The 12,802-nt window shown below is 64.7% G+C and carries 16 protein-coding genes; 10 read left to right on the top strand and 6 right to left on the bottom strand.

What is annotated here, in order from left to right:
• Positions 1-63: 63 nt before the first annotated feature.
• Both ACYRGX_RS08680 and ACYRGX_RS08675 read left to right on the top strand, forming a co-directional pair.
• Positions 64-489 carry an organic hydroperoxide resistance protein gene (locus tag ACYRGX_RS08680; protein ID WP_473056165.1) on the top strand — a complete coding sequence of 142 codons (426 nt, stop codon included), beginning with the start codon at positions 64-66 and terminating at the stop codon, positions 487-489.
• A gap of 124 nt (positions 490-613) precedes the next feature.
• On the top strand, positions 614-1,606 hold the full coding sequence (locus tag ACYRGX_RS08675) for a 2-hydroxyacid dehydrogenase (protein WP_473056164.1): 993 nt from the start codon (positions 614-616) through the stop codon (positions 1,604-1,606).
• Here the strand turns inward: ACYRGX_RS08675 and ACYRGX_RS08670 are convergent.
• The gene (locus tag ACYRGX_RS08670; protein ID WP_473056163.1) at positions 1,603-2,001 is read right to left on the bottom strand and encodes a winged helix-turn-helix transcriptional regulator; all 399 of its coding nucleotides are present in this window, start codon (positions 1,999-2,001) and stop codon (positions 1,603-1,605) included. The genes ACYRGX_RS08675 and ACYRGX_RS08670 overlap by 4 nt on opposite strands.
• A gap of 131 nt (positions 2,002-2,132) precedes the next feature.
• On the opposite strand from ACYRGX_RS08670, the gene ACYRGX_RS08665 reads away from it, so the two are divergent.
• From ACYRGX_RS08665 to ACYRGX_RS08655, 3 genes are all read left to right on the top strand, one after another.
• Complete coding sequence (locus ACYRGX_RS08665; RefSeq protein WP_473056162.1) at positions 2,133-2,387, top strand: DUF3079 domain-containing protein; 255 nt, start codon at positions 2,133-2,135, stop codon at positions 2,385-2,387.
• Between the two features lie 317 nt (positions 2,388-2,704).
• Positions 2,705-3,193, top strand: a complete 489-nt coding sequence (locus ACYRGX_RS08660) for a GNAT family N-acetyltransferase (RefSeq protein ID WP_473056161.1) — start codon at positions 2,705-2,707, stop codon at positions 3,191-3,193.
• Between the two features lie 246 nt (positions 3,194-3,439).
• Positions 3,440-3,871 carry an energy transducer TonB gene (locus ACYRGX_RS08655; RefSeq protein WP_473056160.1) on the top strand — a complete coding sequence of 144 codons (432 nt, stop codon included), beginning with the start codon at positions 3,440-3,442 and terminating at the stop codon, positions 3,869-3,871.
• A 37-nt stretch (positions 3,872-3,908) separates the two neighbouring features.
• Here ACYRGX_RS08655 and ACYRGX_RS08650 read toward each other — a convergent pair whose 3' ends face one another.
• A complete protein-coding gene (locus tag ACYRGX_RS08650; protein ID WP_473056159.1) occupies positions 3,909-4,736 on the bottom strand; it encodes a cupin domain-containing protein in 828 nt (275 codons plus the stop codon).
• Positions 4,737-4,884: 148 nt separating this feature from the next.
• On the opposite strand from ACYRGX_RS08650, the gene ACYRGX_RS08645 reads away from it, so the two are divergent.
• The gene (locus ACYRGX_RS08645) at positions 4,885-5,910 is read left to right on the top strand and encodes an alpha/beta hydrolase (RefSeq protein ID WP_473056158.1); all 1,026 of its coding nucleotides are present in this window, start codon (positions 4,885-4,887) and stop codon (positions 5,908-5,910) included.
• 57 nt (positions 5,911-5,967) lie between these two features.
• Here the strand turns inward: ACYRGX_RS08645 and ACYRGX_RS08640 are convergent, their stop codons facing one another.
• Entirely contained in the window at positions 5,968-6,477 is a 510-nt protein-coding gene (locus ACYRGX_RS08640) for a nuclear transport factor 2 family protein (protein ID WP_473056157.1), read from the bottom strand.
• A 22-nt stretch (positions 6,478-6,499) separates the two neighbouring features.
• The gene (locus ACYRGX_RS08635; RefSeq protein WP_473056156.1) at positions 6,500-7,222 is read right to left on the bottom strand and encodes an SDR family oxidoreductase; all 723 of its coding nucleotides are present in this window, start codon (positions 7,220-7,222) and stop codon (positions 6,500-6,502) included.
• A 99-nt stretch (positions 7,223-7,321) separates the two neighbouring features.
• Between ACYRGX_RS08635 and ACYRGX_RS08630 the strand changes: the two genes are divergently transcribed.
• The 4 genes from ACYRGX_RS08630 to ACYRGX_RS08615 all read left to right on the top strand — a co-directional run bounded on the left by ACYRGX_RS08630 (position 7,322) and on the right by ACYRGX_RS08615 (position 11,486).
• Positions 7,322-8,230: a LysR substrate-binding domain-containing protein gene (locus ACYRGX_RS08630; protein ID WP_473056155.1), complete on the top strand. Its 909-nt coding sequence runs from the start codon at positions 7,322-7,324 to the stop codon at positions 8,228-8,230.
• A 40-nt stretch (positions 8,231-8,270) separates the two neighbouring features.
• Positions 8,271-9,131: a PA4780 family RIO1-like protein kinase gene (locus ACYRGX_RS08625; RefSeq protein ID WP_473056154.1), complete on the top strand. Its 861-nt coding sequence runs from the start codon at positions 8,271-8,273 to the stop codon at positions 9,129-9,131.
• A gap of 311 nt (positions 9,132-9,442) precedes the next feature.
• On the top strand, positions 9,443-10,258 hold the full coding sequence (locus ACYRGX_RS08620; RefSeq protein WP_473056153.1) for an SDR family oxidoreductase: 816 nt from the start codon (positions 9,443-9,445) through the stop codon (positions 10,256-10,258).
• Positions 10,251-11,486, top strand: coding sequence for an AGE family epimerase/isomerase (locus ACYRGX_RS08615; RefSeq protein WP_473056152.1), 1,236 nt, complete (start codon positions 10,251-10,253; stop codon positions 11,484-11,486). Before ACYRGX_RS08620 ends, ACYRGX_RS08615 begins: the two co-directional genes overlap by 8 nt.
• Positions 11,487-11,641: 155 nt before the next feature.
• On the opposite strand, the gene ACYRGX_RS08610 is transcribed toward ACYRGX_RS08615, so the two are convergent.
• Both ACYRGX_RS08610 and ACYRGX_RS08605 read right to left on the bottom strand, forming a co-directional pair.
• The gene (locus ACYRGX_RS08610; RefSeq protein WP_473056151.1) at positions 11,642-11,923 is read right to left on the bottom strand and encodes a LysR substrate-binding domain-containing protein; all 282 of its coding nucleotides are present in this window, start codon (positions 11,921-11,923) and stop codon (positions 11,642-11,644) included.
• Between the two features lie 388 nt (positions 11,924-12,311).
• Positions 12,312-12,722: a VOC family protein gene (locus ACYRGX_RS08605; protein ID WP_473056150.1), complete on the bottom strand. Its 411-nt coding sequence runs from the start codon at positions 12,720-12,722 to the stop codon at positions 12,312-12,314.
• Between the last annotated feature and the right edge of the window lie 80 nt (positions 12,723-12,802).

Here is a 12,802-nt window from a genome sequence, read left to right as displayed (position 1 = left end):
TATCACCTCACCCATTACCTTGTACGCAAAACTTTAGCGCCACATCAAATCAGGAGAAAGACCATGTCCATCGAAAAAGTGCTCTACCGCGCCCATGCCCAAGCCACCGGCGGCCGCGACGGTCGCGCCGTTTCTTCCGACAACGTCCTCGACGTCAAGCTGACCACGCCCAAGGAGCTTGGCGGCGCAGGCGGCGACGGTACCAACCCCGAACAGCTGTTCGCCGCCGGCTACTCGGCCTGCTTCCTCGGCGCCCTGAAGTTCGTCGCGGCCCGCGCCAAGCAGCCGCTGCCGGCGGACGTGCGCGTCGAAGGCAGCGTCGGTATCGGCGCCATCCCCACCGGCTTCGGCATCGAAGTGGCGCTGACCATCCACGTGCCCGGCCTGGACCGCGCCATCGCCCAGGACCTGGTGGACCAGGCACACATCGTCTGCCCGTACTCCAACGCCACCCGCGGCAACATCGACGTCAGCCTGACCCTGGCCTGACGTCCAGCGCGGTCCCCCCCTGCATGCCCGGCTCCGCCGGGCGTGCCTGTTCATGCACGGCAAATACGACCAGAATCCCAGGGCCCGCTGCTGATCCATCCGCGCCTTTGCCAGGAGTCCCGCCATGCGTGTAGCCGTATTCAGCACCCAGCCCTACGACCGCCGCTTCCTCGACCAGGCCAACGCCGCGACCGGCCATGCCCTCAACTATTTCGACGCCCGCCTGACGGCGGATACCGCCGGCCTCGCCGAGGGTTTCGAGGCGATCTGCGCCTTCGTCAACGATGAGCTCGACGCGCCCGTGCTGGAGCAACTGCATGCCGGCGGCACGCGCCTGGTCGCCCTGCGCTCGGCCGGCTTCAACAACGTCGACCTCAACGCGGCGCAGCGCCTGGGCATCGCCGTGGCGCGGGTCCCGGCGTATTCCCCGCACGCCGTCGCAGAACACGCGGTGGCCCTGGTGATGGGTCTGAACCGCCACCTGCACCGCGCCTACAACCGTGTTCGCGAAGGCAACTTCGCCCTCGACGGACTGCTCGGCTTCGACCTCTACGGCAAGACGGTCGGCGTCATCGGCACCGGCAAGATCGGCCTGATCTTCGCCGGCATCATGCACGGCTTCGGCTGCCGCATCCTCGCCAGCGACCCGTATCCCAGCACCGACGCCCAGCCCTTCGTCGAGTACGTAGCGCTGGAAACGCTGTTCGCGGAAGCGGACGTGATCTCCCTGCACTGCCCGCTGATGCCGCAGACGCGCCACCTGATCGGCAGCGAGGCGATCGCGCAGATGAAACCGGGCGTGATGATCATCAACACCGGGCGCGGCCAGGTGGTGGACACCCGCGCCGTCGTCGAGGGACTCAAGAGCGGGCGCATCGGCGCACTGGGCCTGGATGTCTACGAGGAAGAGGAAAACCTGTTCTTCCAGGACCTCTCGGCGCGGGTAATCGGCGACGATCTGTTCATGCGACTGACCACCTTCCCCAACGTGCTGATCACCGGCCACCAGGGCTTCTTCACCCGGGAGGCACTGAGCAACATCGCCGAGACCACCCTCGGCAACGTCAGCGCCTTCGCCGCCGGCAAGCCCTATCACGCCGTGGTGCCGATGGGTTAGACCGATTCGAGCGCCTGTTCGCGGTGCGCGATGATCCGCGGCAGGCTCAGCTCGATCCAGTCGGCCAGTTCACGTACGCGCTCGGCGGCTTCCACGCCCAGCGGCGAGAGCCGGTACTCGACGTGCGGCGGCACCACCGGCAGCGCATGGCGCTCGATCAAGCCATCGCCCTCCAGTTCGCGCAGCGTCTGCGCCAGCATCTTCTCGCTGACGCCGCCGATGCGGCGGCGCAGTTCGCTGAAGCGATGCATGCGCTCCAGCAGCAACAGCAACACCAGCACGCCCCAGCGACTGGTCAGGTGCTTGAGCACCTCGCGGGACGGGCACTCCGCACACATCAATTCACCCCGCCGCAGGCGCTCGGACAGCCCCTGCGCTATTTCGACCTCGGCCATGTTCAGCCCTCCTACCCACTTACCAGAAGTAAGCTTAGGGACTACCAGGCCCGCACGCCATCCTTTGCGCGGTATCAATACGCCCCCGCGCGCAATGTCCCAACCTAGCTCCAAGCCCAGCGGAGCCCGCCATGAGCAAACGCTTCCCCCTGCACCCCGCCCACCCCGAGCGCATTTGCTGGGGCTGCGACCGCTATTGCCCGGCCCATGAGCTGGCCTGCGGCAACGGTGCCGAGCGGGTGCAGCATCCGCAGGAGCTGTTCGGCGAGGACTGGGACAGCTTTGGCGGATGGTGTCAGGAACCCTCGCCCAGCCTGGAGAAACCAACACCCTCTCCTGACAGCGCTCCGGGCAAGTCGCAGAGCACGACCGCCAGATCCCGATGACGTCAGAAAAGACCGCTCCCCCCGTGGCCAATCCGGTATTCACCGACTCGCCTGGCCTGTCTGGCCCTCCAAGAGGACAGGATGGCAGGCTGATACCTCGCAACCGAAACCGCACTCCAGCGCACTCCTGATCGATAACCGCAGCAACGGGACGGCCGCTGACGCCAAGGTACCCAGGCGCTCTTTGCGCGAACGGGTGGCAAGCCCGACCGAGTCGTAGTGGATCGAGCCTCGCGGGTAAGTCGTTGGGTGCAGAATGCAGGCCCGCCCGTCATCCAACATGGCACACTGAGCGCCTTCATCCTCAGGGAATACCCATGAACATCCGCCCCATCACCGCCGAGGACTTCGAACAGGTCTGGCCGATCATCGAGCAGGTCATCCAGGCCCAGGAAACCTACGCCTACGACCCCGCCATGACCCGCGAACAGGCCTGGGTCACCTGGGTGGAACTGCCGCGGGCGACCTTCGTCGCCGAAGAAGACGGGCAGATCCTCGGCACCTACTACATCAAGGCCAACGCCGCCGGCCCCGGCCAGCACGTCTGCAACTGCGGTTACATGACCGCGCCCGAAGCACGCGGCAAGGGCGTCGCCCGCCGGCTCTGCGAACACTCGCTGCAGGTGGCCCGCGAGCTGGGCTTTCTCGCCATGCAGTTCAACTCGGTGGTGTCCACCAATCATGTCGCTGTCGCACTCTGGAAGAAGCTCGGCTTCGAGATCGTCGGTACCCTGCCCAAGGCCTATCGCCACAAGACCTTGGGATTGGTGAATTGCCATGTGATGTATCAAGAGCTGATGGCATAGCCCACGGCCTTCAGCTCCGGAGAGAACTCACATGACAGTGCGACGAGGACCTGCAGTCGCACGAGCGTGAAGGCATACAATTACGTGCTATCGGCGAAGACACGCCGCATAGCCCTAATGCAGCGAGCGACGTACCCCAACTGGCCAATCTTGACGAGAGAGACAGCATCTCGCTAAAAGAGCGAATCGATCAGAAACCGCGACGGTAGTGGGCGACCACCACTGCCCACAGACAGGCAGGAAGCCATGAAACAAGCGATCCTCGTCGCCACGCTCGCCTCTTTGCTTTTCGTAAGCGCGTGCCAGATGCTTATCTCACGCTCGGGTGATCCCCTCGAACCCGAAGCCTTCAAATCGTACGCCGCGCTGTTCTGTCGAGCGCCTTATTGCGATACGCCACCGGCGCTTATTCGTGGACAGGCGCCGGAATACCCGGAAGACGCGTTACGTGCCGGAATACCGGGGCAAGCAACCGTGATCTTTCATATCGATGAGAACGGACGCGTAGCGGGCGCACAAATCCAGGACGCCAGTACCGTCGAGTTCGGCATGGCCGTACTTGCAGCGATGAAAACCTGGTACTTCAAACCCGCCATGCTCAACGGGCGTCCTGTGCGAACTCATACGGTGAAGCAAACGTATCCATTTCGACTGCCTGCTTGGTACGACGCCGGATAACAGGCCCCAGGGACGGAACATTCGGCCACACGTGCGCTTAGCGCTCGCTCGCCTGGCGCCACTGCCTCGGCGCCAGGCCGGTCTGCGCCTTGAACGCGCGCGACAGCGCGGCTTCGCTGCCGTAGCCCACTTCGTCCACCAGCAGCTTGAGCGAGCGCCCCTGACGCAGGCCCTGTTGCACCAGGGCAATGCGCCAGGCCTGCAGATAGGCGCCCGGGGTGACGCCGACGCTTTCGCGAAAGGCGCGGGCAAACACGCTGCGTGACATGCCGGCGCTGGCGGCCAGATCCTCCAGGCTCCAGTCCTGCGCCGGGGCCTCGTGCATCGCCACCAGCGCCAGGCGCAGGCGCGGGTGGGCCATGCCGGCGAGCATGCCGCTCTGCGTCAGACCGCGCTCCATCAGTTGCCTCAATACCTGGATCAGCACCACCTCGAACAGCCGGTCGAGCACCGCCTGGCGCCCGCAGTTGTGCTTGAAGGCTTCGTCGAAGAGCAGCGCCAGCACACCCTCGGCACCGTCCAGCTCATCCAGCGGCAGGCACACCACCGCCGGCAGCGCGGCGACGATGGGGTTCGCCGCACCGCCGCCAAAGTGCAGCTGCGCACAGGCGAAGTCCGCACCGCGCTCGGCGTCGGTGACGAAGCGGTGCGCCAGCGGCCGGGGATACAGCAGCAGGCTCGGCCGCTCGATGTGCAGTGGGCTGCCGCTGGGGTGGCGCACCTCCACCGCGCCCTCACGGATCAGATGCAGTTGTCCGGTCTCGCCATCACCGGCCAGGTCGTTGATGCCGCACAGCGCGCCAGCGTGGAACACCCGCGCGGACACCGAGAAGTGCGTCAGCAGGGCTTCGAGACGATCTGCCATGAAAATACTCCCGGTCAACTTTAAGAGACTTATTGCAACCAATCGTATCGCATCCGAGCGCAAAGTTAACCCGTCGCCAGCCAATGGCCAAACACCCCGGCGAAACGGTTCCACCGACCTCGCCCATCGCTCAGACAGGAGATCGACCATGAAAGCCCTGAACCAGACCTTGATCGCCGCCAGCCTGCTGGCCAGCAGCATCGGCACCGGCTTCGCTGCCGACGCCAGCCAAGCGCAACCGCTGCGTCCGGTTGCCGAATTCCTCAATGCCCTGAACGGCAGCGGCGGCACACCGATCGAACAGCTCTCGCCGAAAGCCGCGCGCCAGGTGCTCAGCGACGCCCAGGCCGGCGCCCAGCTGCCCGTCGCCGAGGTCACGCAGAAGACCATCCAGGCCAACGGCCAGCCGCTGAAACTGGTGGTGGTGCGCCCTGCCGGTAGCGAAGGCAAGGTGCTGCCGGTGTTCATGTTCTTCCACGGTGGTGGCTGGATTCTCGGCGACTACCCGACCCACGAGCGACTGATCCGCGACCTGGTCAGCCTGTCCGGCGCGGCGGCGGTCTACGTCGACTACACGCCGTCGCCCGAGGCGCACTATCCGGTGGCGATCCACCAGGCCTACGCGGCGACCCAATGGGTGGCCGAACACGGCGCCGAGATCGGTGTGGACGGCAACCGCCTGGCCCTGGCCGGCAACAGCGTGGGCGGCAACATGGTCGCTTCGGTCGCCTTGCAGGCCAAGGCCGCCGGCACGCCGAAGATCCGCTACGAGGTGCTCTTCTGGCCGGTGACCGACGCCAACTTCGAGACCGCTTCGTACGGGCAGTTCGAGAACGGCTACTTCCTCAGCCGCAACATGATGAAGTGGTTCTGGGACGCCTACACCACCGATCCCAAGGAGCGCGGCGAAATCTACGCCTCGCCCTTGCGCGCCACTTCAGAGCAGCTCGCCGGCCTGCCGCCGACGCTGATTCAGACCGCCGAACTGGACGTGCTGCGCGACGAGGGCGAAGCCTACGGGCGCAAGCTCGATCAGGCCGGCGTGGAGGTCACGGTGACTCGCTACAACGGGTTGATCCATGACTTCGGCCTGCTCAACGCCCTGAGCGGCGTGCCGGCGGTGCGCAACGCACTGCAACAGGCGGCGGACGGCTTGCGCGAGCACCTGAAGTAAGCCGCCCTGATGACGAAGGCCGACGGGTTGCTCCGTCGGCCTTCGCGCGTTCGCGGCTCAGGGCAGCGGCGTGTTGTCCACCACCGTCTGGTAGGCATTCAGGTCGAGGAAGGCTTCGGCCTCGACGACCTGCTCGTCTTGCAGGCGGAAGATCCAGACGAACTGATTGCGATACGGCTCACCCGCGAGGGTGGTGGCGCTGCCATCGAAGCGCACGATGACGTGCTCGCCCTGCGCCCAAAGGTTAAGCAAACGAGGCTGTACCGGCCCGCGCAGACGCGAGGTCAGCGGGCGCGCCGCGCGCTCGACGAAATCATCCAGGCCACGGTAGGTGCCAGCCACCGGGCCGGAGCCACGGATATGCCAGACGATGTCATCCGCCAGCAGGGCGGCGAAAACATCCTCGCCGGCGCTCCAGCGCGCGAAGGCATCGCGAACCAGCGCTTCGTTGCGCTCGGTCAGGCGTTCGCTGGCCTGGCTCGGTAGGGCGGTCCCCCCTAATACGATGATGAGCGGAATCATGAAGCGCCATGCCAGGCGTCGTGTATTGGCTTGCAGGTCAATCATTGGAGTCTCCCTGCGCGCACGTTCAGTGCGCTGCGGCAGTGGGACGGAGGGTAATCTCGTTGGTGTCGACGCTCGCCGGCGCTTCGATCGCCTGGCGCACGGCAACGGCGATGTCCTGCGGTTGCAGGGCGATAGCACGGTATTCGTGCATCATCTCGCGGGCGCTGGGGTCGCTGATGCTGTCGGCCAGTTCGCTCTCGACCACGCCGGGGTTCACACAGGTCACGCGGATGTCCCGACATTCCTGGCGCAGGCCGTCGGAAATCGCCCGCACGGCGAACTTGGTGGCGCAGTAGACGGCAGCGGTAGGCACCACCGACAGCGCGCCCACCGAACCGATGTTGATGATCTGCCCGGACTGCTGCTCGCGCATCAGCGGCAGCACCGCGCCGATGCCCCACAGCACGCCCTTGATGTTCACATCGATCATGCGCTCCCATTCGTCCTGCTTGCCGGCAGCCAGTGGCGACAGCGGCATGACACCCGCGTTGTTCACCAGCACGTCGATGCGCCCCCAGGTCTCCATGGCGAAGCGCACGAAATCGGCCATGGACTGCCGCGAAGTGACATCCAGCTCGCGAGCCAGGGCGACGCCGCCGGCCCGGCGAATCTGCGCGGCGAGTTGTTCGATGCGCTCGCTGCGGCGCGCACCGAGCAGTACCCAGGCGCCGGCCTGCGCCAGCTCACGAGCGATGCCTGCACCGATGCCACTGGAGGCACCGGTAATGAGAATGACTTTTTGCATGGGACTCTCCCGTCGTCGAGTGACAGCCATAGCTTCGGCTTGCCGACTCATACTCGGTAGTGGTCCACTGATGAATCCTTTGTTTAGCAAAACTGGACAATGAACCTCGACCTGAACCTCCTGCCGCTGTTCATCGCCGTGGCCGAGACGCGCAACTTCCGCGCCGCGGCGGACCGCCTGGGCATCACCCGCTCGGCCGCCAGCCAGGGAGTACGACGCCTGGAGGATGCCTGCAAGGCCCTGCTGTTCACCCGCACCACACGCTCGGTGAACCTCACCGAGGCCGGTGCGCAACTGCTCGAGCGCCTGCGCCAGCCACTGCAGGAAATCGCCCAGGGCCTGGAGGAAACCCGCGCCGCGCAGTCGCCCAGTGGCCAATTGCGCCTGGCCGTCACCTCCATCGCCGAGCCGTTTCTTTCCGGCCCCTTGCTCGCGCGCTTCGCCGAGGCCTGCCCGCAGATCCAACTGGATGTGACGGTGAACGATGAGGAATTCGATATCGTCGCCGCTGGCTTCGATGCCGGCGTACGCCTGGGCGAAGTGATCGAGCAGGATATGATCGCCGTGCCACTGGGGGGCGAGCAGCGCGAACTGGCGGTGGCCTCGCCGGCCTATATCGCAGCCCATGGCGCGCCGCGCCATCCGCGCGAGCTGATCGCCCATCGCTGCATCGGCTGGCGCCAGTCGCTGCACCTCGCGCCGCACCGCTGGGAGTTCGTCGAGGACGGCAAGCCGTTCGATGTGCAGGTGCAGCCGCAGATCACCACCAACGATCTCAACCTGATGCTGCGCACCGCCCTCAATGACGGTGGTATCACCTTCGCCCTGGAAGAGAACCTGCGTCCCTACCTGGAGCGGGGTGAGTTGGTCCCACTGCTGCAGGAGTACTTGCCACCTTTCCCCGGCTTCTTCCTCTACTTCCCCCAGCGCCGCCACCTGCCAGCCAAACTACGTGCGTTGATCGAGCACGTACGCGGCGGCTGCGACACGGCGACGATGCTGCAATAATGGCGTTCCATTCCCCCGCACGAGGCAATGACGGAGCTGCATGAAGACTTCCCCCGCCCTGCAGGCGCTGATCGAAGACGGCCTCATCGACGAAGTGATACGTCCGCTGAAAAGTGGCAAGGAAGCCTCCGTGTACGTTGTGCGCAGTGGCGAAGAGGTGCGTTGCGCGAAGGTCTACAAGGACATGGCGCAACGCAGCTTCAAGCAGCGGGCGCAGTACCAGGAAGGCCGCAAGGCCCGTGGTAGCCGTGAGTCACGCGCGATGGCCAAGGCCAGCAAGTACGGTCGCAAGCAACAGGAAGAGGCCTGGAAGAACACCGAGGTGGACGCGCTCTATCAGTTGCGCGGGGCCGGCGTGCGCGTGCCCGAGCCGTTCGGCTTCGTGCATGGCGTGCTGATGATGGAGCTGGTGACCGACGCCGAGGGTTATTGCGCGCCGCGCCTGGGCGAGGTGGAGCTCCCCGCCGAGATGGCCCGGGAATTTCATCAGGTGCTGGTCCGCCAGGTGGTGCGCATGCTCTGCTGCGGACTGATCCACGGTGACCTGTCGGCCTACAACATCCTGGTCGCCCCGGACGGCCCGGTGATCATCGACTTCCCTCAAGTGGTGGATGCCGCTGGCAACAACCAGGCGCGCGCCATGCTGCTGCGCGACGTCAACAACCTCACCGCCTACCTGGGCCGCTCCGCCCCCGAGCTGCTCGATACCTGGTACGGCGAGGAGATGTGGGCGCTCTTCGAAGACGGACGACTGCGCCCCGACACCGCCCTTACCGGCCGCTACACCCCCGACGCCTCGGAGATCGACCTGGACGACCTGCGCCAGGTCATCGAGGACGCCCGCGCCGAAGCGCTGGCGCGTCAGTTGGGCCGCGAGGAGCAAGAACGCGACGAGTGGTAGGCACGCCCCCAGGGGCGTGGTGACACCGCGCCCTCGCCGGCGAACCGGACACACGCTACAAGCGCGGCGAAGCGCGCCGGGAGCCGCCGGCATGGCGGCCCACGGAAAAGAACCGCGACTTCAGGGGCGGAAACCAAAGCCGCTTCGAGGGCTTCTCGTGCCGTCCGCAAAGCGCCGCGATAGAGGCCCCCAACCGCCTGCTGCCGGTCACATCCTCGGAACTGTCGGCAGATCGATTCATCGTAATCCTTGAACGGCTTAGCCAACACTCACTGCGCAGCGACTGCGCTGTGCTCGCTCGAGGAATTCCCATGCAAGATCGGATCGATGAACTCCTGCCACCTGCCGAATACATCGACGATGCCTACAAAGGCGCCGGCAAGCTCACCGGAAAACGCGTACTCATCACCGGCGGCGACAGCGGCATCGGCCGCGCCGTGGCCCTGCACATGGCCCGGGAAGGTGCCAAGGTGGCGATCCTCTATCACAAGGATGAGGACAGCGCGCGCGAAACCCGCCAGGGCATCGAAGCCGAGGGCGCCGAGGCCCTGGTGATCCGGGGCAACACCGGTGACAGCGCCAGCTGCCAGGCGGCGGTGGAGGCGGTCTGCGCCCAGTGGGGCGGCATCGACGTACTGGTGAACAACGCCGGCATGCAGAAGGCGTACGGGGCGCAGTCCGAGATCAGCGACGAAGACTGGCAGCAGCATTTCGACGTCAACTTGAGTGGCATCTTCTACACCACCCGCGCCGCCCTGGAACACATGGGCGAAGGCAGCTGCATCATCAACACCACCTCGGTGAATGCGTACGTCGGCAATGCGGCGCTGGTGCCTTATACCGCGACCAAGGCGGGCATCGTCGGCTACACCCGGGCGTTGGCGCTGCAACTGCTCGACCGCGGCATCCGCGTCAACCAGGTGGCCCCCGGCCCCGTGGTCACCGAGATTCAATTGGCCTTCAAGGACTTCGATGCCGACATGCTGAAGAAGATGTCCTCGCCCATGGGACGCATGGGGCAACCCCGCGAGCTGGGTCCGGCCTATGTCTTCCTCGCCTGTCAGGACAGCAGCTTCATGACCGGCCAGACCCTTCACATCAACGGCGGGATGATCACCAATGGCTGAAGCCTCGCAGCGCATCCCGTGGGTGGAGCGCTCGGCGCATCGCCATTGGCTGCTGGCCGAAGGCCAACGCTTGCTGGAGCACTATCGCCGCGCCCTCGTGCCACACGGTTTCGCAGTGTTGGGCAACGACGGGCAGTTGGCGGATGCCACCGCGCAGGGTCTCATCACTGCGCGGATGGTGCATTGTTACGCGCTAGCCACCCTCATGGGCGTACCTGGCGCCCGCGCGCTGGCCGAGCATGGCATCCAGGCGCTGCTGGATGGTCCCTTGCGGGATGGGCAAAACGGAGGATGGTTCGCAGATGTCGCCGGCCCATCACGCAAGGACGCCTACCTTCACACCTTCGTGGCCCTGGCCGGCGCCTCGGCCAGCATGGCCCGCTGCTCGCGCGGCGATGAGCTCATGCTGGCTGCGATAGACGTCATCGACCGGCATTTCTGGAGCGACAGCGAAGCCGTGCTGCTGCCGAGCTTTACGGCGGACTGGTGCGAAACCGAGGCCTATCGTGGCGCGAACTGCAACATGCACGGCACCGAGGCCTGCCTGGCGCTGGCCGATGCCACCGGTGAACGGAGCTGGCTCGAGCGCGCCCTGGCGCTGGTGCGGCGCTTCGCCCACGAGATTCCGACACGCCACGACGCGCGACTGCCAGAGCACTTCGATGCCCATTGGGCACTGTTGCCTGACTACGGCGCAGACCAACGCACCGACTCGCTGCGCCCTTACGGCCTGACGCCAGGGCACTTCGCTGAATGGGCAGGTTTGCTGCTGAAAGTCGAAGCCGGCTGCATCGCCCATGGGCATGATGCGCCCTCGTGGCTACTGGCGGATGCACGGACCCTGTTCGACAGCGCCATGCGCCGCGGCTGGGCCGCAGATGGCAAACCCGGCATGGTCTATACCCTAGGCTGGCGGGATGAGATCAGCGTGGCTAACCGCCCTTACTGGGTACAGGCCGAGGCCGCCAATACGGCGCTGATGTTGCTGCGCCGCACCGGCGAAACCTGTTTCGAGGAAATATACCGAGAGATCTGGGACTACATCGCCACGACGCTCGTCGACGACGAGGCCGGAGGCTGGCGACACGAGGTCGATGCCGACGGGCGCCCCAGCGGCGTGGTGTATCCGACCCGCGAGGACCTCTACCACGACTTCCAAGCGACGGTGACGCCGTTGATCCCGGTATCGGCCTCGCTAGCCGGCGCCTTGCGCGAGACACCTGTGTGACGAATGCTCTCGTCCTCAAGATCGCAGGCAGCAGCCTCCCGATGCACAGTCATCAGGGGGTAGTCCTGATGCGTTCGCAGGCGATTCGTTATGAGGCCGGGACATGGCTAGCGGAGCGCGCGCACCCTGACCTGAGCTCAAACCTGACCGACACGCTAATAGTCTCGCCCCACAGTGGGGTCAGCCGACAGACGAAGTTCGCTGATAAAAGCGCGTAGTGCGAGAGCCATTTGGCGTTGCGCGGTACAACAGAGATGAAACCCCGAAAAGGGCGCCGACCATGGGGTCAACAGCGGGACGAGCCGACCCTCTGCGATATGGGGAGCGACAACCTGCTTGATGGCGAACGCGATACCCAGTCCTTCTACGGCCGCCTGAACGGCGAAGATTGAGCCGCCCGGTGCAACCGCAACGTACGAGTCATTGAATCGCCCCAAGTTTCGTAGATGCTCTTAAACCCCAAGAGTAGCTTATGCAGGTCACTGCGAAAGTCGGTCAGGCATAGGTTGAGGCTGCCTGCCAGTGAGGGATAGCCTTGAGTATTTCGTGACAGGCAGCTTTTGGCCGATTGCAGCCGGTGGCAACGGGCCGCAATCGGCCAAAAGCTGCCTTTGACGAACGCCTAAATATTCCGCGGGCAGATCGATGATTCAAAAACAGCCATCCGGCAGTAGCCGTATCCGAGCCAAACCTGTCCGTAGAAATTTGGTAGAACCCGTTCGAGTCGGACGCGCTTCTGCATGTCCCAAGTGAAACAAGGGAACAACATGTTGATCAAGCGCCGTCCTAGCTGTGACTCAATTGAAAGTAGTGCGCGGCTCAGCACTAAGCAGTTAGCTGGCAAACCGCCTCCAGATTCACTCCATCAGGACCTAGCACATACGCCGCGTAGTAATTGGGGTGGTAATGGGGCCTGATGCCAGGCGCTCCGTTATCTTGGCCGCCAGCGGCAATGGCCGCCGCATAGAACGCATCGACCGCGTCACGACTCTCTGCGATCAGAGCTATGTGCGCCCCGTAACTGGCAGGGAGCGCAGCATGCAACCATAAAAACGGCTTTCCTTCAGAGCCAAATCCCAGTCGTCGAGGTGCTGAAGCTGGTGGAACGGCCATGATGCTCATCAGCAACTCAATCCCAAGTGGCTTAAGTGCGGGTTCGTAGAAGGCTTGAGCATGCGAAATGTCCGAAACCCCGAGGCCCACATGATCGATTGTTGACCCAGCAAAGTTACTCATCAAGTATCTCCATAAACGCTCATGAATCGGTCGGTTGGTAGATCGCGTCGTTGACCGCGCGGGGCCGGTCCGTATGAATC

The organism is Pseudomonas sp. R4-15 (genome assembly GCF_055768815.1).
Note: the sequence above shows the minus strand (reverse complement) of the source record. Positions and strands in the feature narration are given on the sequence as shown.